This window comes from Nocardia sp. IFM 10818 (genome assembly GCF_054655275.1).
Genome location: NZ_BAAHJH010000001.1, coordinates 8,394,278 through 8,413,449, shown reverse-complemented (window position 1 = coordinate 8,413,449; position 19,172 = coordinate 8,394,278). Strand labels below are relative to the sequence as shown.

The following is a 19,172-nucleotide window of genomic DNA, read 5'->3' as shown; positions in this document are numbered from 1 at the left end:
GAACGTCGTCCTCCCCGGAGCTAGGTCGATAGGAGCAGACGGTCGGCACTGCTCGGCTCCCCCGGGAATGATGACTGGAGACCAGGAAACCGGGCGTCGGCGAGGCACCGTCGGCCCTACGAATATGCCACTCCAGGGGTCTTTCCACACAATTATCCACAGATGTGGAAAACCTGGGGATACGCGTCGCATCGCGTCGAATCCCCCGAATCGGGCGCGGACCTGCGGTTCTTCAGCAAACTTTCGGCAAAGATTCCCGCGGTCACTCGAATGCCTGGTGTCGAACCTCCGGCACGCCGGTTAAGGACCGTACACGAACCACCCCCGGCGACACGAACCCGCAGGAGACGGCGCGCCCAACCGCCCGGGCGGACCGGGAAAGGGCCGGTTGACCCCGAGTTTGACCCTCGTCCAGCAGATCAGTACCCTTCTACAGTCACCCTATGGTGCGGTGGCGGCTGCCTGCTGCCCGTGCCGACAAGGGTATTGCACCGAGGAATCATCCCGATTCCACGCGATGCGGCAGTTCCACCGAAAAGCTTCGGGCGTCACCGGACGCCCACCACCTAGAGGAGTGTTGACCGTGGCCAAGGGCAAGCGGACGTTCCAGCCGAACAACCGTCGTCGGGCGCGGGTCCACGGCTTCCGCCTCCGGATGCGCACCCGTGCGGGCCGCGCCATCGTCTCGGCGCGCCGTGCCAAGGGCCGCGCCAAGCTGACGGCCTGATTCGGTAATCACCCGATGCGGCGTATCACGTCTTGTTCGCCGTACGGTCTCTGGTCCCCTACCCGCCCGCACACCGGACGCTCAGGTGCTTCCTGAGCCGTATCGGCTGCATCGGCGTACCGACTTCTCCCGGACGGTGCGCCAGGGCCGGCGGATCGGGAGGCGGGATCTCGTTGTGCACGTACTGCTACACAACGACGATCAGGCGCACGGTTCCGACCCGGTCATCCGGGTGGGCGGTCCGCGTTTCGGCCTGATCGTCAGCAAGGCGGTGGGTCCGGCGGTGGTGCGCCACCGGGTGGCCCGCCGCCTGCGTCATATCTGCGCGAGCCTGGCGGCCGAGTTGCCGGACGGCGCCGATGTCGTTCTTCGCGCGCTGCCGGGCGCGGCCGATGCTCCCTCCGCCGAATTGGCGCGGCAGGTGCAGAGCGGATTGCGCAAACTCGGCACTCTCACCCGTGAATCAGGGCCGGCATGAACGCCCTGCGCGCCGCTGCCCGATTCCCGGCCAAAGCTCTGATATTTCTCATCGAGCTGTATCGGACCTATATCTCCCCCACTCGTATGCCGGTGTGCCGGTTCACCCCCACCTGTAGCGAGTACGCGGTGACGGCGTTGCGCACGCGTGGGCTGTTCGTCGGCCTCGGACTGGCGGCCGTGCGTCTGGCCAAATGCGCGCCCTGGCACCCTGGTGGGTGGGACCCGGTACCGGAGCGTCCGCAACGACGTCACCGGCACCCGGCACAAGCTTGTGAAGGGTCATCGCCCGCGGTGACCGGCGATACGAACGACGGGAGTGCATAGAGCCGTGCTCGACTTCATTTATTACCCGGTGTCGGCCATTCTGTGGTTCTGGCACAGGGTCTTCGGGTTCGCCCTGGGCAAGGACAATGGTCTCGCCTGGGCGCTGGCCGTGGTGTTCCTGGTGTTCACGCTGCGGCTGGTGCTCTACAAGCCGTTCGTGAAGCAGGTCCGCACCACCCGGCAGATGCAGGAGTTGCAGCCGCAGATCAAGGAACTGCAGAAGAAGTACAAGAACGATCGTCAGCAGATGACGATCGAGATGCAGAAGCTGCAGAAGGACCACGGCTTCAACCCGCTCATGGGCTGCCTGCCGGTGCTGCTGCAGGTTCCGGTGTTCCTGGGCCTGTTCCATGTGCTGCGCTCGTTCAACCGCACCGGGCACGGCTTCGGCCAGCTGGGCATGAGCCCCTACGACAACGCGCACACCGCGAACTATCTCTTCAACGCGGATGACGTCCAGTCCTTCTTGCGGGCGCGTATTTTCGGCGCTCCGCTGTCCTCGTTCATTACCGAGCCCAATAGCGTGCTGCAGTCCTTCGCCGATTACGGCGGCATCCCGGACAAGCTGAACATCGCGCTGGTGTCCATCCCGCTCATGGTGATCGCCGGTCTGGCAACGCATTTCAATGCCCGCGCCTCGGTGGCCCGGCAGAGCGCGGAGGCCGCGGCCAACCCGCAGGCCGCGCTGATGAACAAGCTGGCGCTGTGGGTGTTCCCGCTCGGCGTGCTCGTCGGCGGCCCGTTCCTGATGATCGCCATCCTGATCTACTGGGTCTCCAACAACATCTGGACCTACGGTCAGCAGCACCTCGTCTTCGGCCGCATGGAGAAGGAAGAAGAGGAGAAGAAGGCAGCCGCGCTGGAGCGCCGCGCCGCGAATGCCCCGAAGCCCGGCGCCAAGCCGGTCGATACTCGGAAGAAGCAGGACGCCGCCAAGACCGATGCCGTCTCCGATGCCGTCGACGGCGAGACGCCGAAGGCCGCGCAGAACGGCGCCAAGCCGGCGGCCGGCGCCAAGCCCGCGGGCGGCAAGAAGCGGTCCGGTAATCGCGGGCGCGCCAATCAGAAGCGCCGCCGCTGAGCCTGCCTCGAAAGCTTCGACGGCGCAGTGCGCCGACAACTCCAGATGAAGGAAACAACCATGACTGTTGAAACCGACGGAGGGGACCCCACAGTGACGGCTGCGACCGCGGCATCGGATACCGCAACGGACGCCGTGAACGACGCCGAGGAAGCGCTCATCGAAGAGGGTGAGATCGCGGGCGACTACCTGGAGCAGTTGCTCGACGTGCTCGACTTCGACGGCGATATCGACCTCGATGTCGAGGGCGATCGCGCCGTGGTGAGCATTGACGGCGGCAAGGATCTGACGAAGCTGGTCGGCCGTCGCGGTGAGGTCCTGGACGCGCTCCAGGAGCTCACCCGGCTGGCCGTGCAGCAGGCCACCGGTGTGCGCAGCCGCCTCATGCTCGATGTGGCCGGCTGGCGCGCCAAGCGCCGCTCGGAGCTGAGCGCGCTCGGCACCGAGGCCGGCAAGCGGGTGCTGGAAACCGGTGAGCGCGAGGCGCTCTCCCCCATGACCCCGTTCGAGCGCAAGATCGTGCACGATGCCGTCGCCGCCCTCGACGGCGTCGTCAGCGAGAGCGAAGGCGTGGAGCCGAACCGCCGCGTGGTGGTTCTCCCCGCCTGACACGCACCCCGCCTCGAGCCAGGGCCCCCGCGTCGAACCGACCGGGGGCCCTACGCTTGTACCGAGTCGGCCCCTCCCCCGCCCGCAGCCGTCTCCCCCGGATTCGGAGAGTCGAAGCAGGCGCTGCGACTTCTGCCCCGGGGGTTCGGGGGGCGAAGCCCCTGAGAGCCTCGAGAGTTGAGCAAAGTCGGAAGGATGTTTCACGTGGAACCTGGCACCGAGGTGACCGAGCCGAGTGGTCCGGTCGAACCGCCCGCCGTGGCCGCGGTGGTCTTCGGGGACCGGCTGGATATGGCCCGGCGCTACTACGACGCGCTCGCGGGCGTGGGTGTGGAGCGCGGCCTGATCGGTCCGCGCGAGGTGCCCCGGCTCTGGGATCGGCACATCCTCAATTGCGCCGTGATCGGTGAGCTCATCCCGCAGGGTGCGTCGGTGGTCGATATCGGCAGCGGCGCGGGACTGCCCGGCATCCCCCTCGCCATTGCCCGGCCCGATCTCCGGATCACCTTGGTGGAGCCCTTGCTGCGCCGCACCGTCTTCCTCGCCGAGTTCATCAATGAGGTGGGTCTGGACAATGTGACGGTGGTTCGCGGGCGCGCGGAGCAAGCGGGCGTGAAGAAGGAAGCCGGCGGCGCGGATATCGTCACCTCTCGCGCGGTCGCTCCGCTGGCGAAGCTGGCGGGCTGGTCCATGCCGCTGGTGCACGAGCACGGTCGGATGATCGCCCTCAAGGGCATCAGCGCCGCCGAGGAACTGGAACGCGATCGCGCCGAGCTGACCAAGGCGGGCGCGGGCCGTGCCGAAGTCATCGAGTGCGGTGCGGGCGTGCTGGAGACCCCCACCTTCGTCATCAGCGCCGAGCGACTCCCCCGCAGCGAACGCCGCGGCGCGCACCGTGCCGCCAAGCGCGCGGACCGAGCCAAGCGGCACTGAGTCTCGCCGCCCGGTGGCCATGTTTCACGGGAAACATCGTCACGGTGACGAAGCTGGGCTACCCTTCGGGATCGATCGATCGCCTTGTTTCATGTGAAACATCGACCGAAATTTCGTACGAGCTCGGCGATTTTGCGTGTCGCACCAAGTTCGTCTCCGTTCAACTTCCGTATTGTGTCTCCTACTGGCAAGCTAGTGATCGTCGAGCGTGAGCGCACACCTGCGATGCCCGGCAGGCTCGAAATCGACTGCACGTCAGTTGGGAACGGCGTCCGGAATGGGTATCGATCGCGCACCTCGTACCTCCTCGGTTCCAACGCAGCGCTGCGTGCTGGGATGGCAACTCCGCTCCCCCATCACGTACGCTGTCGCGGCTGCTGCCAGGTGCGGAAGAAATCAGCTCGGCCACGTGTCTTTGAGTTCTCGGGGTTAGGAGCCTGTATGTCCAACGGTCCGGCGAATGTTTCACGGGAAACAACGTCCCGGGTTCCCGGCATGCTCGATACCGGAGCCTTCGACGTGGAGGAGTTCAGCCGCACTCCGTTCGGGAACATCTCCGCCAACGAGACTCCCATTGCCGCCGAAGCCCAGCGCGCCAGCCAGGTGCTGCATCCCGGCAATGTGTCGCTGCCCCGGCCGCGGGAACAGCGCATCATTACCATCGCCAATCAGAAGGGCGGCGTGGGCAAGACCACGACCGCCGTGAATCTGGCCGCCGCGCTTGCCATCCAGGGGATGCGGGTGCTGGTCATCGATCTCGATCCGCAGGGCAATGCCAGCACCGCGCTCGGCATCGAGCACCACTCCGGAATTCCGTCGAGCTATGAACTGCTCATCGGCGAGTGCACCGTGCAGGAGGCGATCCAGCAGAGCCCGCACAGTGAACGGCTGCTGTGTATTCCGGCCACCATCGATCTCGCCGGCGCGGAGATCGAACTCGTCTCCATGGTCGCCCGCGAGGGCCGGCTGAAGCAGGCCATCCAGGAGGCCAACCTCGCCGGGTACGACATCGACTACGTCATGATCGATTGCCCGCCGTCGCTGGGCCTGCTCACGGTGAACGCCATGGTCGCCGCCAAGGAAGTCCTCATCCCTATTCAGTGCGAGTACTACGCCCTGGAGGGCGTGGGTCAGCTGCTGCGCAATATCGGTCTGGTGCAGTCGCACCTGAATCCCGAATTGCATGTCTCCACCGTCGTTCTCACCATGTACGACGGCCGCACCAAGCTCGCCGATCAGGTGGCGGAGGAAGTGCGCACCCACTTCGGCGATGCGGTGCTGCGCTCGGTCATCCCCCGCAGCGTCAAGGTTTCCGAGGCGCCCGGCTATGGAATGACGGTGCTCGATTACGATCCGGGTTCGCGTGGTGCGATGAGCTATCTCGATGCCGGACGAGAGATGGCGGCTCGCTCGGCGAGTCGGACCGCGGCGGGGACGCCGCCCGACGCAGAATCCGATATGTAGTGAATTTCCGGTGCAGTGAAATCCGGTGCGGTGCGCAATCGGGTGCAGGTGACGATGAAAGGGGTCGGTAGACCGATGAGTCAGGCGAAGAAGGGTGGACTCGGACGCGGTCTGGCCGCACTGATCCCGACCGGGCCCGCGGCCACCCAGGGGTTGGGCAGCGCCGCCGCGAACGTCGTCATCGGTCTCGATCCGATCGGGCCGCAGCCGGCTTCGGCCTTCCTGCACCGGGTTCCGGATCCCGCCGATGTGGCGGACGGCGTGGATGCGGGCGCGGTGTACCGGGAGATCCCGCCGGGCGATATCGAGCCCAATCCGAAGCAGCCGCGTCAGGTCTTCGATGACGAGGCGCTCGCCGAACTGGTGCACTCCATCAAGGAATTCGGCCTCATGCAGCCGATCGTGGTGCGCCAGGTCGAGTCCGGGCCGGAGCCGAAGTATCAGCTCATCATGGGCGAGCGGCGGTGGCGCGCGAGCCAGGAGGCGGGCCTGTCCGCCATTCCGGCCATCGTGCGCGAGACCGCCGACGAGTCGCTACTCCGGGATGCGTTGCTGGAGAACATTCATCGCGTCCAGCTGAACCCCCTCGAAGAGGCGGCCGCCTATCAGCAGCTGCTGGAGGAGTTCGGCGTCACCCATGAGGAACTGGCTTCCCGAATCGGCCGTTCCCGTCCGGTCGTGACGAATATGATTCGCCTGCTGAAGCTTCCGATTCCGGTGCAGCGCCGGGTGGCGGCGGGCGTGCTCTCCGCCGGACATGCCCGCGCACTGCTCGGCCTGGAGGGTGGAGCCGAGGTGCAGGAAGCCCTCGCGGAACGGATCGTGAAGGAAGGCTTGTCGGTTCGCTCGACCGAGGAAGCCGTGACGCTGTCCAACCGGAATCCGGATGCCGCGGTCACTCCCCCGGCGCCCAAGCGCAAGCCGATTCAGATGCCGGGTCTGCAGGATGTGGCGGAGCGGCTGTCGGAGTCGTTCGATACGCGCGTCACGGTGAGCCTCGGCAAGCGCAAGGGCAAGATCACCGTCGAATTCGGTTCGATCGACGATTTGGAACGAATCGTAAGCCTGATGGAGCAGTCGAAGCTGTAGCGGAGCCCCACCCAGAGGGTCGGGGCCGAAACGTCACTGTGACGCGGGGCCTGATGCCCTCGACGTCAGGTCCTGACACTATGGAAGAGGCGTGATTGCTTTGATCGCTTATTCTTGCTGGCGAGTAGATATTGATGCGGCGTGAGTGTGGATGAATCGGACAGCTGGAGGCTGAGCAGAGCGGTGTCGACCAGCGTTACCGCACTTACCCTCGGCGGGCTCGACAAACTCCCGGGCCACGCGCGCCGTTGCGTGTTCTGGGAAATGGATCCGGCCGTGGCGGCGGACTCCCGCGGTTTCAGCGACCCGGTCTTCGAGAAGGAGGCCTGGCTCTCCACCGTCATGCTCGAATGGGGATCCTGCGGGCAGGTGGCCTTGGTCGACGGGCAGTCGGCCGGATGTGCGCTGTACGCGCCGCCGCGGGTGGTGCCGCGGGCCGGGCTGTTCCCCACCTCCCCCGTGAGCCCGGATGCGGTCCTGCTGACCACGCTGCGGGCCGAAAAACCATATCAGCAGACCGATGTAGCCCATCAGCTGATTCAGGCCGTGGTGGGCGATCTGATGCGTCGCGGTGTGCGGGCCATCGAGGCGTTCGGGATCCGCTGGGATCCGCCGACCACCGCCATGTCGGAGCGGGGCGGGTCCATGATGTTCCTGGAGCGCATCGCGCCCACTCCCCTGCGGGCGCCGCGCAGCCCGTCGCATGCGGATGGCTGCTCGCCCGAGGCGTGCATGATCGATGCCGACTTCCTCGAGGATGTCGGGTTCAAAGTTGTTGCGTCACATCACCGGTTCCCGCGGTTGCGGCTGGAGTTGGACAGTGACCATCTGTGGAAGGAAGACGTCGAGCGGGCGTTGGATCAGCTGCTGGCGGCGGCGGAGCTGACGATGCCGACCCGCATGGTGACGCTCTGAAAAAGAGGGTGAGAGCGGAAGCTCTCACCCTCTTCTCACATCCTGTCTGCCGCAGCCAATTCCTCGGCCAGCAGCTCGGCGAAAGTGTATGTCCCCGTGGGCTGATCGTCCTGGCCGAGCAGGTACAGGCGCTTGACCGAGATCAGGATGGCTTCGGCGATCACATCGCGCATGCGCGGGTTGGTGAGGACCGAGGCGTCGTATTCGCTGGTGAGATAACCGATGTCGACCTGGACGGTGGGCATCTTGGTGAGGCGCAGCAGATCCCAGGTGCGGGCGTGGGTGCGGCAGTCCTGCAGGGAGGTTCGCGCCACGATCTCGCGCTGGATGAAGCCGGCCAGCACCTGGCCGATCATCGAGGTGGAGCCGTGCGAATTGCCGAAATGGAAGCTGGCCACACCGCTGGCCGCGCCGCTCGGATTGCCCGCGCAGCGCAGCGAGATCATCAGATCGGCGTCGAAGGTATTGGAGGTCTCGGCGCGTTCGGCATCGGAGGGGTTGGCGCCCCACGGCCGGGACAGGAAGGTCTCCATGCCGGTGGCGGCCATGCGGCCCTCCAACCGGCTGGCCAGATCCCACAGGATCTCCGACTCGTACACGTCACCGAATTCGGTGGGCACGGCCGCGCCCTTGTCCGGACCGCCCAGGCCCGGATCGATGACGATGCGCTTGCCGGTGAGCTGCGGCCCGGCCCGGTGCACCACCTCTTCCTCGGCGATGCGGTGCGGATTGCCGCCGGTCACGCGCGCGCCCAGCAGGTCCAGTGAGCGCAGCGTGTCCGGACCGCAGATGCCGTCGGAGGACAGGCCGATCTCGCGCTGGAACGAGGTGAGCGCGTCATGGGTGTGCGGGCCGAAATAGCCGTCCACCCGGTGCACGTAGAACCCGAGGTCCTGCAGGCGCCGCTGCAGGGTGGCGACATCGTCGCCGTACAGCGGCGCCGACAGCTGATAGATGAGGGTGCGGGCGCCGAGGCGGTAGGACGCCTCCTTCAGCGCCCGGTAGGTCGCCGGGCCGACCACGCCGTCCACGAGCAGGCCGCGATGCTGCTGGAAAGCGCGTACCGCGGAATCGAGATCGTGATCGAAGGTGGCGTCGGCGTCCTTCCAGTACTCCCCGTTGCCGCCGACCGGATCGGAATGGGGGTGGGTGTGCAGGAATCCGAGGCTTGCCAGGGTGCTCCGAACCTCAGCTACGGCTGGTCCAGTATCGCCGTGACGAAGTCGGTGCATGCGTAAGAGCCCTTTCCTTCCGCCAACCCGGGTACCCACTCATGCGCAGGTTCACACCTGCGCACGACCGGAGCGTCGGTCGATTGTCGCAGACCCGGACGGATTATCGGCAACTGTCGAGTGCAGGCATCCTACGGCGCGTCGTTAGAGAACACCTTCGAGTTCGCGCAAGAGGGCCGCTTTGCCCTTCGCGCCGACGATCCGCTTGATTTCCTTGCCCCCTTGGAACAGCACCATGGTAGGCAACGACAGGATGCCGTAGTGCTTCGAGGTCTCCGGATTGGCGTCGGCGTCCACCTTCGCGATGGTGATCTTGTCGGAATTGGCGGCGGCGATCTCCTCCAGCACGGGGGCGACCATCTTGCACGGACCGCACCAGGCCGCCCAGAAGTCGACCAGGACCGGCTTCTCGCTCAACAGCACATCGTCGGCGAAGGTGGCGTCGGTGACGGTCTTCGTGGCGGTGGTCTTGGCGTCGGACATGGGGACTCCTCTTAGTTGTTCACTTCGACCGGCTGACCGGCGTGTTCGAGAGTATTGCTGGTGATGTCGCCCTGCTCGGCCAGCCAGCGTTCGGCGTCGATGGCGGCGCGGCAGCCGGTGCCGGCGGCGGTGATGGCCTGCCGGTAGGTGTGGTCGACCAGATCACCGGCGGCGAACACGCCCGGGACGGAGGTGTAGGTGGTCGGATCCTGCACCTTCACATAGCCGTCCGGATCCAGGTCGACCTGGCCGGCGACCAGCTCGCTGCGCGGATCGTGGCCGATGGCGACGAACAGGCCGGTGGCGGCCAGCTCCGAGGTCTCGCCGGTGCGGGTGTCGCGCAGAGTCAGGCTGGTGACACTCGAATCACCGTGCACCTCGGTGACTTCCGCGTTCAGCACGAAGCGGATCTTGTCGTTGTTCTTGGCGCGGTCGAGCATGATGCGGGACGCGCGGAACTCCTCGCGGCGGTGCACCACGGTGACGCTGGAGGCGAACTTGGTCAGGAAGATGGCCTCCTCCATGGCGGAGTCGCCACCGCCGACCACCACGATGTCCTGGCCCTTGAAGAAGAAGCCGTCGCAGGTGGCGCAGGCGCTGACGCCGCGGCCGAGCAGCTTCTGCTCACCGGGGACGTTCAGGTAGCGGGCGGCCGAGCCCATGGCCAGGATCACGGCGTAGGCCTCGAAGGTCTCGCCGCCGACGGTGACCTTCTTGATGGTGCCGGACAGGTCGAGGGCCTCGACGTCCTCGGTGCGGATGTCCGCGCCGAAGCGCTTGGCCTGCTCGCGCATCTCCTCCATCAGGTCGGGGCCCATGATGCCCTCCCGGAAGCCCGGGAAGTTCTCCACCTCGGTGGTGGTCATGAGGGCGCCGCCGAACTGGGTGCCTTCGAACAGCAGGGGTTCGAGTTCCGCACGTGCCGCGTAGACAGCTGCCGTGTAGCCGGCAGGTCCGGAACCGACGATGATCAGGTCGCGAACAGGCGTACTCAAAGGGCCCTCCGGGGAAGTTGTGAAACAAGCGTGTCGGTCAACAACAGCCTAAACGGCGTTGTTCCCGGGGTGCCTTCGCGGCTGGTAGGTGGGGGCTGCGCCCCCACACCCCCCAAGAGAAGGGGATTAGGGCGGGGGCTAAGCCCCCGGACCCCCTTAGGGCTGCGCCCGGCCTTTGGGCTACCGCCCCTGTGCGCTAGCCGATGTCGGAGCTTGCGAGGACCTGGGGGTTGGTTGCGGTGCAGCTTGTGCCGAGGACTGCTGCGGTGATTTGGGGTGCTTCGGGGCCTGCCAGGAGGACGAGGACGGCCTTCTGGCCGGAGAAGGTGACATTGCGGGAGCCTAGGACGGGGCGGTCGAGGGCGGCGGCGCGCAGGCATTCGGTGAGGGCGTTGCCGGTGGCGAGCGGGCCTGTGATGTCGTGGCGCCCCATGGCGGTGAGGACGTCCGTGGCGGGCAGATCGGCCGCCAGCTGGAATTCGGTGGCGGGCTGTGGGTTCGGGGTGGCGCTGCGGCTGCGGACGGCGTCCACGGCCACTACGGCGCCCGCCAGGAGGGCGATGGCGGCCGCGGCGGCGGTGAGCCAGCGCAGGCGGCGGGAGGTGGGTTCGTCGAATCGTGAGGGGTGGGGGGCGAATTCGGGGGTGTCGGCGTCCTCGTCGAGGTCGCTGAGGTCGAGTTGGCCGGTATCGAAGTCGGGGGTGCGCAGGGCGGGCATGGGGGCGGTGGCGGGCGGAGCCGGATGGGTGGAGCGGTTGGGGGCGCGGAAGTGGTGCACGGTGCCGATCTGCTGTTCGCCGGTGTCGGTGAGGTCGGCGGTCACCAGATCGTCGATCATGCGTTCCAGTTTGGCCGCCACCGCGGGGGGCATGGGGTGGGCGATGTTCTCGTCGCGGGCCAGGTCGTGCAGGCGGGAGTTCACCTGGTCGAGCGAGGCCAGATAGCGCATGGCGGCCGGATCGCGGCGGACCGCGGACCACAGCTGCTCGGACAGTTCGGCCGGCACATTGCCGGCGTGCAGATCGGCGAGCAGTTCGGGGGAGAACGGCGGGCCGGAGATCGTCCCGGCCGCCATTGCTCCTCCTACGTTCGCATCCATCGCCCCTCCAGATCGGGTCCGATATATGGCATTCAAATGTCCATGGAATTCAGGTGTGCTTCGAGGCGCTGGCGGCCGCGGGCGCACCGGCTCTTGATGGTTCCGACCGGAACTCCCAGCAGCGCAGCGGCATCCGCGACCGAATAACCCTCCAGCTCGACGGCGACCAGCGCGCTGCGTTGTTCGGCGGGCAGCGTGAACAACGCGGCGTCGACCACAAGCGTGGTTTCCAGGTCCGCGAAATCGTCGCGGGCATAAGGGTGTTCGGCTAGCGACTCTGCGGGCAACGTTACCGTGTGGCGGGTCTTGTTGCGGCGTATCCGATCCAGGCACGCGTTGACCACGATGCGGTGCAACCAGGTTCGGACCTCGGCATCGCCCCGGTAGGAGGCCGCGCCGCGATGCGCGGACAGCATGGCGTCCTGCAGCGAGTCGGCGGCGTCCTCGGGCGTGCGGCACACCCGCAGCGCGGTTTGGTAGAGGTGATCGCGGTGGCGCCGCAATAGTTCGGCGAATGCGTGCCGCTCGCCGATGGCGTGCGCGGCCAGCAGTTCGCGGTCGGAGGCTTCGACCGTCGCTGTCCTGTATTCGTTCGCTGCCGACATACGACCCCTAAGACGGGCGCTGCTACATGCGTCGACCAGGACCGAGAATCGGATCCTGGGTAGATCCCCTACCGAAGAAATCGGCAAGATCATATCGAAGATAACGATTCGGTAGCAATGGATTGGCCCAGAAAAGTGCAGCTAGCGGCGCTGCATCGGGCGAACCGGACGACTAGGGCGCTCCTAGGGCGCGGCTTCGAAACGCACTTCGGCAATGGCCGACTGGAACTGCCCCCCGTTGTTACCCAGAGCGGTGATCCAAACCAGAACGTAGCGGGCCGGCTGATCGGCCTTCACCGGGATCTCGGTGACCCCGTCGCCGAGGGTCGCCGACCCGATCAGCTGTGTCTGATCGAGGGTCGGCGAGGCGGTCGGCGAGGTGCGGATCTCGACCTGGGTGCCGGGCGACGGCGAGTCGATGATCACCTTGGTGAGCTTGGAGGGGCTGCCCAGCGTGGCCAGCACCCCCACGCCCTTCTTGAGCGCGGGGAACTGCTGGAAGTACGCGTCGGTGCGCCACACCGTGCTGGGGTTGTTGTCCAGCACGGCGCCGATGCTGCCGACATTGTCGGGCGTGCCCTCCGGCGAGAACACCATGGCCCCGGTGACCGGCACCGGCACGCCGCCCGTGGCCGCCTCGGCCGGGGAGGTCTCGGCCGGGCTCGCACCGGGTACGGCCGGGGCCGAACTGGAGGTGGTCAGGCCGATATTGCGCTGTTCGTTGAGCGGTTCGCTGGAGGTGCCGGGCGCGAACACGCTCAGCAGCCACCAGATGATGACGCCCACCACCAGCGCGGCCAGCACGCCGAGCCCGACCAGGATCCACATCATCCGCTGCGAGCGTTCCTTCTCGGCGGCGAGCAGTTCCGGATCGGCCAGGGTCTCGTCCGGTGCGCTCGGCGGCCGCTGGCCCAGTCGCAGCACCGGAATGAAATCGGTCTTCTGATCCACCACCGAGGCCTGTTCCAGCACGTGCTGGACGGTGGCGGCGGTGCGCACGCCCTTGTTGGACTCCAGCGAGCGCACCGCCACCGCGGAGATCTCGAAGGGCACCTCGGGCCGGATCGTCCTGGGCTCCACCGGAGTTCCGTCCGGGCCGAAATCGGCCAGCGGCAGCCCGCCGACGGTGGCCGCGCTGCCGGTGAGGCCACCGGTGCGGATCGGCCAGTGCGCGGTGATGAGCGCGTAGAGCATGGCGCCCAGGCCGCGCACATCCGATTGCGCGTCGGAATCGGACAGCGTGCCGGGGAAGGCCAGCACCGCGTCACCGGTGGCGCTGATGCGCACCCGGTCCGGATGGTCGATGGACAGCGATCCGCCGCCGCGGTGCGCCATTTCGGCCGCCGCGGCCAGCGCCCGGATGGCGCGCGCCGCGCCGATGGGCGAGGGCACCGTATCGGCCATCTCCTTGAGCGAGCGGCCGGGTGTCCATTCGGCCACCACGATGCCGCCGGAGGAGCCGCGCACCACATCGAGCACGCGAGCCAGGCCGGGCGAGTTGATCCGGCCCAGACGCAGGGTGCGGGACAGGATCGCCTGCGGCCCATCGTGTCCGGAGTTGTCGGCGGCCTTCTGATCGGCGTCGACGAAGGTGAGAGCGACCTCGCGGTCGAGTTTCACATCCAGGGCCTGCCAGAACCTCAGCCCGCGCGCACCACCGTGACCGGCGAGCAGCCGGTAGCGGCCACCGGCCACCGAAGCGCCCGGAATCAGCTTTGGGCCGCGCTGGATTCGCTTGGTCGATTCCACCCGCATGGGCGGCATCTGCGGCGAAACCGCCTCGTAGACGCCGGTTTCCGGACCACCGGTCTCGGGCTCGTCGTCCTCCGGTAGGTGTTCCGGCTCCTCGTGCGCGTGCTCGGCGGAGCCGTCCGCGGTCCGGCCGGCGGAGGCGGGCGGACCGCCCGGCTTCCCGGCTGTCGGAGGCGTATCCGTGGAGAGCCCGCCGCCCGCGGTCGCTGAAGATTCGGCGGCCGGGACACCGCCCGCCGCGTCGTCGCTCACCCTCGCTCCTCCTTCGCCCTGGTGTGTCGAAGACCGATAATTCGGGGCCGCAACCGGTTCGCCGGCATCCGAAGGGGTGCGGGCACCGGCATCCGCGCGGGTGCCGGAGGCGCCGGATCCGGCGGTTGCGCTTCTCTGCGGAACAGGGTACGGGAACTCGCCCGTGCCGGTGATGTCAACCGCATCGGGTCGGATAACCGGCAGCACCATGGTCTGCGCGTCGAGATACGGATCGAAGCGGTAGTAGTACGGCGCCGCACGCAGATCCGGCTTCGGCAGCAGTGTGGTGTCGTGCAGGTCCTCGATCGGCTCGCCGTCGAGGCCGAGATCCGGCTTGGGCGGGCTGATGCCGAGGCGGCGCGAGAGGGCGACGGTAATGGCCACGATCTCCGGAATGCCGGCCAGGCGCATGAGCCCGAAGGCGACGGTGAACATGACGATGGCGTCGATGCCGACCCGGATGAATGAGCCGATGCCACCGAAGGATTCCGACAGGCGATCCAGCCCGATCACGGTGTCGGCGATGAGCATGACCGCGCCACCCGCCACGGCAGCCAGGACGACGCGCGTGATCGTCTTGCCGACATTGGCCATGTGCAGATCACCGAGACTGCGGTGCAGCAACCAGCCTCCGATCACCGCACCGGTTACGTAGCCGAGGCCGTTGGCAACGCCGAGCGCGATCACCACATGGTCGGCGGACACGAACGCAGGCGCCAGTACCGAGAGCAGGATCTTGACGGAAGTGATGCCGAGGACGATCCAGGTGGGCGTCCACGCTTGTTCGCGTGCGTAGAACACCCGCAGATGAATCAGCACCAGCGAGTACGGAATCAACGTGAATGCCGACCATGACACCGCCTCGCCGAGCCGTCCAGCGCTGTCGGTGAATCGGCCGTAGCCGAGCAGGGCTTCACCGACCTGCGGTCCGGCGAAGGTCAGGAAGGTGACCACCGGGACGAGCGCGATCATGGTGAGACGGGTGGCGGTGCCGAGATCGTCGACCACCGCCGGTGTGTCGTCAGCGGCGGCATTGCGGCTCAGCCGCGGCATGATGGCGGTCAGCAATGTCACGCCCAGCACGCCATACGGCAATTGCAGCAGTAGCCAGGCATTTTGGTAGATGGCCGGTCCGGCGAGGTCGTGGCTGGACGACACATTGGTAGCCACGATGAACCCGATCTGGCTGATCAGGACGTACAGGATGATTGCCGCGGCCATGCCGGCGAACTGCTTGAGCCGCGCGTCGATCCCCCACAGCGGCCGCAGGTCGATGCCCTCGCGGCGGATGGCCGGCACCAAGCTGACCGCCTGGACGATCACGCCGAGAGTTACGCCGATCCCGAGCACCAGCAGTTTGGGTTCACTCATGCGAACCGGATCGAGAGTGATCTCACCCGGGGTCAGCGCATAGAACACCAGGACGGTCAGCACCACGACGTTGTTCAGCACCGGAGCCCACGCGCCGGGCTTGAATACGCCGTGCGTGTTGAGGATGGCCATCAGCAGCGCCGACATGCCGTAGAAGACGATGGCCGGCAGCAGCAGGAAGGTCAGCGCGGTGGTCAGCTGTGTGCTGACCTGGCCGTCTTCGGACAGGAATATGTGTGTGGTCAGCACAGGCGCCGCAGCGGTCGCCAGGACGGTGCCGATCGCGAGCACGGTGAATGCGACGGTGAACAGCCGCCGCACGAAGGCCGCACCGCCGTCGGCGTCTTCCTTTTCCGCTCGAACCAGGGTCGGGACGACGATCGCCGTGAGCACCGCGCCGAGCAGGAATTCCGAGATCATCATCGGAATGGTGTTGGCGACCGTGAAGGCGGAGGCGATGGCAGGGCCGAGTACCGCCAGCAGCAGCAGCTGTTTGCCGAAGCCGGTGATGCGGCTGATCAGCGTCGCGATGGCGATGGACCCGGTGTCGCGGACCAGCTTGGACTTCGAATTCTCGGTCTTCGCGGGCGCTTTCGCGTGCTGGGCGGTGGCCGTCGCGCCGGGCAGTTTGCGCGGCAACGGCTGTCGCTGCGGGTTCGACATCGGCGGCGTCGGATAGCGCTGCGGTCCGGGCGCTCGGTTTCGGTCCTGCGGATCCCGATGGCCCCAGTGGTAGCGCTCTTCGGGTTCCGGCGGGGCCGGGCGGGCCGGGCGCTGTGGTGGCAAGGGCCGTTGCGGCGGTCCGGGGCGTTGCATGATGGGCCCGGATTCGGAGGGTCGCGGTCCCCGCACCGGTGGCGGACCGGACGGTTGACCCGATGGCGGGCGCCCCGGCGCCCCGTACGGATTTCCGGGCGCCGCGGGGGGAACGTTCCCGCGCGGGCCGGGTCCCTGCGGTCCGGGCCGGGAGACGCCCGGAACCGGCCTGCCCGCACGCGGTCCCGGTTGCGGACCACCCGGTCCTGGCTGCGGTCGGCCCTCTCCGGGTTGCAGTGGTTCCTCCCCTGGTTGCAGTGGACGCGGTACGGGCTGGGGTCGCCGACCGGGCGGCGGACCCTGCCGGGGCCCGCGTTGCGGTGGCACGCCGCGCTCCCAGGGCGCGGAGGGCGCCCGGCGCGGTGGTGGCCCGTCGCTGCCTTCGGGTCGGCCGGATGAGCGTGGGCCATCGCCGTATTCGCTCATCACGCCTCCTTTCGCAGCTCGCGTTTCCGCGCGCGCCGGAACCGGTTCACCCGACGTCGGGTTTCCGGGTCGAAGCCCTCATCGGCCGGGTCGGATTGACCCCGGAAGCGGTGCCACAGTCGCCGGCCGGCCAGCAGGAGCAGCAGTGCCCCGGCGCACGCGGTAATTATTGCCAACACACGACCGTAGGCGTTGGATCGCACCGATACCGAAACCTCGTTGCCGAGCGGCACGCCGTCCGGCGTGGTAAGTGCGATGGGGATCACCAGGTTCCGGCTGTCGGACACTTCGGTCGGGATCTGGAAGGACCGGGTGCCCTTGGCGGGTAATACCTGTTCGCCGATATCGGTGATGTTCGTCTCGGCGGGCGCGTCGATCCGGAATTTCACCCGGATGGCGACCGGCAGGTCGTTGCGCGCCACCAGCAGCAGCGGGCTCTGCTCGGAGGCGAGGGTGTACACGCCGCCGGGCGGCAGCACCGTCACCGAGCCGAACAGTTCGGTCAGGGTGCGGGTGGTCTGGTCGATGCGGCGTTGCGCGGTGGTGTCCGGGCCGCTGGAGGCGGCGCGGCGGTCGGAGAGGGTGAGCACCCGGATCAGGTCGTCGCGCAGCGGATTCAGGAAGGCGCGCGGGCCGAGCTCCTGCTGCGGCACCTCGGCGAGCGCGTTCATCAGCTCGGTGATCCGATGCGCCTGCTGCCGTACGGGTTCGGCGAAGTGCGCGGGCACCGCCTCGTCGGCCGCCTGCGGCAGGTAGTCCAGCACATAGGACTGCGGGTCCGCCGGCTGCGCCAGCAGATCGGCGAAGGCGCGGGGCGTGGCGAGATTGTTGCGGAAGAGCAGTTCGAGCTGGCCGAGCAGGGCGGTGGCCTCGTCCCGGTTGGCGCCCCACTGCTGCGGCGGCATGAGCAGCGCCGAACGCGCCCGCTCCGGCTGTGGATTGAGCGCGGTCCAGGAGATGGCGCCCAGCGCGTCCTGCAGGCGGGCGGCGCGGGAGTCGTTGGTGACGTCGTAGCGCACCGCCTCCGGGGTGAAGGGCGGGGTGGGCGGATGCGAGCCGACCGCGGCCAGCGCGGTGGCCGACCAGATGTCGAAGGTGGCGGCCCGCAGTTCCGGGGCGGCCGGGGGCGGGGTGCCGTCGGTGGCGGGCGCCGGTCCGGTAATGCCCGCCAGCCGCACCACATCCGGGTTCAGCGGCTCGGCGGGCTCCTCGGGGGTCCGGGCGGCGGTGAGATTGGATTGGCCGCCGGCCTGCTCGACCGCATTGCCGGCCAGCACGGTGGTGGTGAACCCGTGGTGGGCGAACAGCGCGGCCGCCTCGTCGTCGATGGTCCCGGCATCGGGAATGGCCACGCCGCGCACGGATTTCACCGACAGCAGCGAATCCACCAGGTCGGCGGGGCCGTTGAGCGCCCGGTCGGCGAGGGTCACATCGCCGACCGCGGCCAGCGCGGTCGGGTCGACCTGCGCGAACGGCAAGGCCACCACGCACATTCGGGCGGCCAGGGTGCGCAGCCGCTCCAGCCATTCGGTGGCGGCGTGCGCGCCGCCGCCCGCGCGGGTGGGGCCGTCCGGATCCGAGGGGCTGGCCAGCACCCGGTAGCCGTTCACCATGTCGGACACGGTGATCAGCAGATCCGGGTCGATGGCCAGGCACAGCGCGCCGCTCAGCGTCTTCTCGCGCCCGCCGCCCGGTTCGAGCGCGGTCTCCAGGGCCGAGAGCAGCTGATCGAGGCGTCCGCCCGAAGTGAGCGAGGCGGCCAGATCGTCATCGGTGAGCAGCGCCTGACCGTCGGCGGATCCGGGCCGCCCCGCCACCAGGCGCGGCCGGTCGGCCAGCGGCCACAGCATGGTGGTGGCCACCGGCGCGGCCGGCGCGGGTGCGGCCGGAACGGACTGCGTCGCAGGTTCTCCCGGGTCGGTGGCGGGCGCGGGCACCCCGAGCACCGGAAGCAGGAAGCGGGCGTCGTCGAGGCGGGCCTGACTGCCGTAGGCGGGTTCGCCGTTCACATTGAGCAGCAGCGGATAGATGCCCGGCTCGGTGATGTCGAGCGCGGAGATCTCGCTGGGCAGTGCGGCGGAGGAGTGCAGGGCGACGGTGAGGCTGAACTGTTTTCGCTGGCCCGGCGTCAATTTCTCGGCGATGTCCTGGAATTCGCCGGTGATGTCGTAGTTGATCTGGTCCAGCCGCAGGGTGGAGCGCAGCCCGCTCGGCGTGCTGACGGCGGCGGCGCGCTGGATCCGGACGCTGATATCGGAGACCGGGCGATCGCCGATATTGGTGACGGTGCCGGAGACCACGAAGTACGGATCGCTGGTGGCGGTAATGGTCGACGGCGTCACCGAATCCAGCGACATCTTCAGGAACTTCGAGTCCGTCTGCTGGCCGTTGCCGTTGCCGGAGCCATTGCCGGTCGGTTGCGCCGCCGCGAGCGGCGGGCACGCGACCGGCCCGGCCGCGGCGAGTGACAGCACGGTCAGCGCCACCGCGACCAGCGACAGCATCCAGCGGTGCAGAAC

At 67.9% G+C, this 19,172-nt stretch carries 16 protein-coding genes; 9 read left to right on the top strand and 7 right to left on the bottom strand.

Annotated features, from left to right (window positions below):
- Positions 1 to 583: 583 nt before the first annotated feature.
- From rpmH to ACYQ5L_RS38895, 9 genes are all read left to right on the top strand, one after another.
- Positions 584 to 727: a 50S ribosomal protein L34 gene (rpmH, locus tag ACYQ5L_RS38935; RefSeq protein WP_459963276.1), complete on the top strand. Its 144-nt coding sequence runs from the start codon at positions 584 to 586 to the stop codon at positions 725 to 727.
- Between the two features lie 85 nt (positions 728 to 812).
- The gene (gene rnpA / locus ACYQ5L_RS38930) at positions 813 to 1,205 is read left to right on the top strand and encodes a ribonuclease P protein component (RefSeq protein WP_459963275.1); all 393 of its coding nucleotides are present in this window, start codon (positions 813 to 815) and stop codon (positions 1,203 to 1,205) included.
- Positions 1,202 to 1,531, top strand: a complete 330-nt coding sequence (gene yidD, locus ACYQ5L_RS38925) for a membrane protein insertion efficiency factor YidD (RefSeq protein ID WP_459963274.1) — start codon at positions 1,202 to 1,204, stop codon at positions 1,529 to 1,531. Before rnpA ends, yidD begins: the two co-directional genes overlap by 4 nt.
- A gap of 4 nt (positions 1,532 to 1,535) precedes the next feature.
- Positions 1,536 to 2,612, top strand: coding sequence for a membrane protein insertase YidC (gene yidC, locus ACYQ5L_RS38920; RefSeq protein ID WP_459963273.1), 1,077 nt, complete (start codon positions 1,536 to 1,538; stop codon positions 2,610 to 2,612).
- Between the two features lie 60 nt (positions 2,613 to 2,672).
- The gene (locus tag ACYQ5L_RS38915; RefSeq protein ID WP_379193847.1) at positions 2,673 to 3,221 is read left to right on the top strand and encodes a Jag family protein; all 549 of its coding nucleotides are present in this window, start codon (positions 2,673 to 2,675) and stop codon (positions 3,219 to 3,221) included.
- Between the two features lie 195 nt (positions 3,222 to 3,416).
- Positions 3,417 to 4,154 (top strand): 16S rRNA (guanine(527)-N(7))-methyltransferase RsmG, encoded by a 738-nt coding sequence (gene rsmG / locus ACYQ5L_RS38910; RefSeq protein WP_459963272.1) that lies wholly within the window; start codon positions 3,417 to 3,419, stop codon positions 4,152 to 4,154.
- Positions 4,155 to 4,649: 495 nt separating this feature from the next.
- On the top strand, positions 4,650 to 5,618 hold the full coding sequence (locus ACYQ5L_RS38905) for a ParA family protein (protein ID WP_459963271.1): 969 nt from the start codon (positions 4,650 to 4,652) through the stop codon (positions 5,616 to 5,618).
- A 75-nt stretch (positions 5,619 to 5,693) separates the two neighbouring features.
- Entirely contained in the window at positions 5,694 to 6,707 is a 1,014-nt protein-coding gene (locus ACYQ5L_RS38900) for a ParB/RepB/Spo0J family partition protein (RefSeq protein ID WP_459963270.1), read from the top strand.
- A gap of 183 nt (positions 6,708 to 6,890) precedes the next feature.
- Positions 6,891 to 7,622: a GNAT family N-acetyltransferase gene (locus ACYQ5L_RS38895; protein ID WP_459963269.1), complete on the top strand. Its 732-nt coding sequence runs from the start codon at positions 6,891 to 6,893 to the stop codon at positions 7,620 to 7,622.
- Between the two features lie 35 nt (positions 7,623 to 7,657).
- Here the strand turns inward: ACYQ5L_RS38895 and ACYQ5L_RS38890 are convergent, their stop codons facing one another.
- The 7 genes from ACYQ5L_RS38890 to ACYQ5L_RS38860 all read right to left on the bottom strand — a co-directional run bounded on the left by ACYQ5L_RS38890 (position 7,658) and on the right by ACYQ5L_RS38860 (position 19,157).
- Positions 7,658 to 8,854 carry an N-acetylmuramoyl-L-alanine amidase gene (locus ACYQ5L_RS38890; RefSeq protein WP_459963268.1) on the bottom strand — a complete coding sequence of 399 codons (1,197 nt, stop codon included), beginning with the start codon at positions 8,852 to 8,854 and terminating at the stop codon, positions 7,658 to 7,660.
- Positions 8,855 to 8,998: 144 nt separating this feature from the next.
- Complete coding sequence (gene trxA / locus ACYQ5L_RS38885) at positions 8,999 to 9,337, bottom strand: thioredoxin (protein WP_459963267.1); 339 nt, start codon at positions 9,335 to 9,337, stop codon at positions 8,999 to 9,001.
- An 11-nt stretch (positions 9,338 to 9,348) separates the two neighbouring features.
- Positions 9,349 to 10,332 carry a thioredoxin-disulfide reductase gene (trxB, locus tag ACYQ5L_RS38880; RefSeq protein WP_459963266.1) on the bottom strand — a complete coding sequence of 328 codons (984 nt, stop codon included), beginning with the start codon at positions 10,330 to 10,332 and terminating at the stop codon, positions 9,349 to 9,351.
- Positions 10,333 to 10,528: 196 nt separating this feature from the next.
- Complete coding sequence (locus ACYQ5L_RS38875) at positions 10,529 to 11,407, bottom strand: hypothetical protein (protein WP_459963265.1); 879 nt, start codon at positions 11,405 to 11,407, stop codon at positions 10,529 to 10,531.
- Between the two features lie 56 nt (positions 11,408 to 11,463).
- Complete coding sequence (gene sigM / locus ACYQ5L_RS38870; protein WP_459963261.1) at positions 11,464 to 12,036, bottom strand: RNA polymerase sigma factor SigM; 573 nt, start codon at positions 12,034 to 12,036, stop codon at positions 11,464 to 11,466.
- 183 nt (positions 12,037 to 12,219) lie between these two features.
- The gene (locus tag ACYQ5L_RS38865) at positions 12,220 to 16,074 is read right to left on the bottom strand and encodes a murein biosynthesis integral membrane protein MurJ (RefSeq protein WP_459963259.1); all 3,855 of its coding nucleotides are present in this window, start codon (positions 16,072 to 16,074) and stop codon (positions 12,220 to 12,222) included.
- Positions 16,075 to 16,652: 578 nt separating this feature from the next.
- Positions 16,653 to 19,157, bottom strand: coding sequence for a DUF6049 family protein (locus ACYQ5L_RS38860; RefSeq protein WP_459963257.1), 2,505 nt, complete (start codon positions 19,155 to 19,157; stop codon positions 16,653 to 16,655).
- Between the last annotated feature and the right edge of the window lie 15 nt (positions 19,158 to 19,172).

Coding starts and splice junctions, on each gene's coding strand:
- ACYQ5L_RS38915 (WP_379193847.1), top strand. CDS start 2,673: ATGACTGTTGAAACCGACGGAGGGGACCCCACAGTGACGGCTGCGACC.
- rsmG (WP_459963272.1), top strand. CDS start 3,417: ATGTTTCACGTGGAACCTGGCACCGAGGTGACCGAGCCGAGTGGTCCG.
- ACYQ5L_RS38860 (WP_459963257.1), bottom strand. CDS start 19,157: ATGCTGTCGCTGGTCGCGGTGGCGCTGACCGTGCTGTCACTCGCCGCG.
- ACYQ5L_RS38875 (WP_459963265.1), bottom strand. CDS start 11,407: ATGGCGGCCGGGACGATCTCCGGCCCGCCGTTCTCCCCCGAACTGCTC.
- yidD (WP_459963274.1), top strand. CDS start 1,202: ATGAACGCCCTGCGCGCCGCTGCCCGATTCCCGGCCAAAGCTCTGATA.
- trxA (WP_459963267.1), bottom strand. CDS start 9,337: ATGTCCGACGCCAAGACCACCGCCACGAAGACCGTCACCGACGCCACC.
- ACYQ5L_RS38900 (WP_459963270.1), top strand. CDS start 5,694: ATGAGTCAGGCGAAGAAGGGTGGACTCGGACGCGGTCTGGCCGCACTG.
- sigM (WP_459963261.1), bottom strand. CDS start 12,036: ATGTCGGCAGCGAACGAATACAGGACAGCGACGGTCGAAGCCTCCGAC.
- ACYQ5L_RS38865 (WP_459963259.1), bottom strand. CDS start 16,074: ATGTCGAACCCGCAGCGACAGCCGTTGCCGCGCAAACTGCCCGGCGCG.
- ACYQ5L_RS38905 (WP_459963271.1), top strand. CDS start 4,650: ATGCTCGATACCGGAGCCTTCGACGTGGAGGAGTTCAGCCGCACTCCG.
- ACYQ5L_RS38890 (WP_459963268.1), bottom strand. CDS start 8,854: ATGCACCGACTTCGTCACGGCGATACTGGACCAGCCGTAGCTGAGGTT.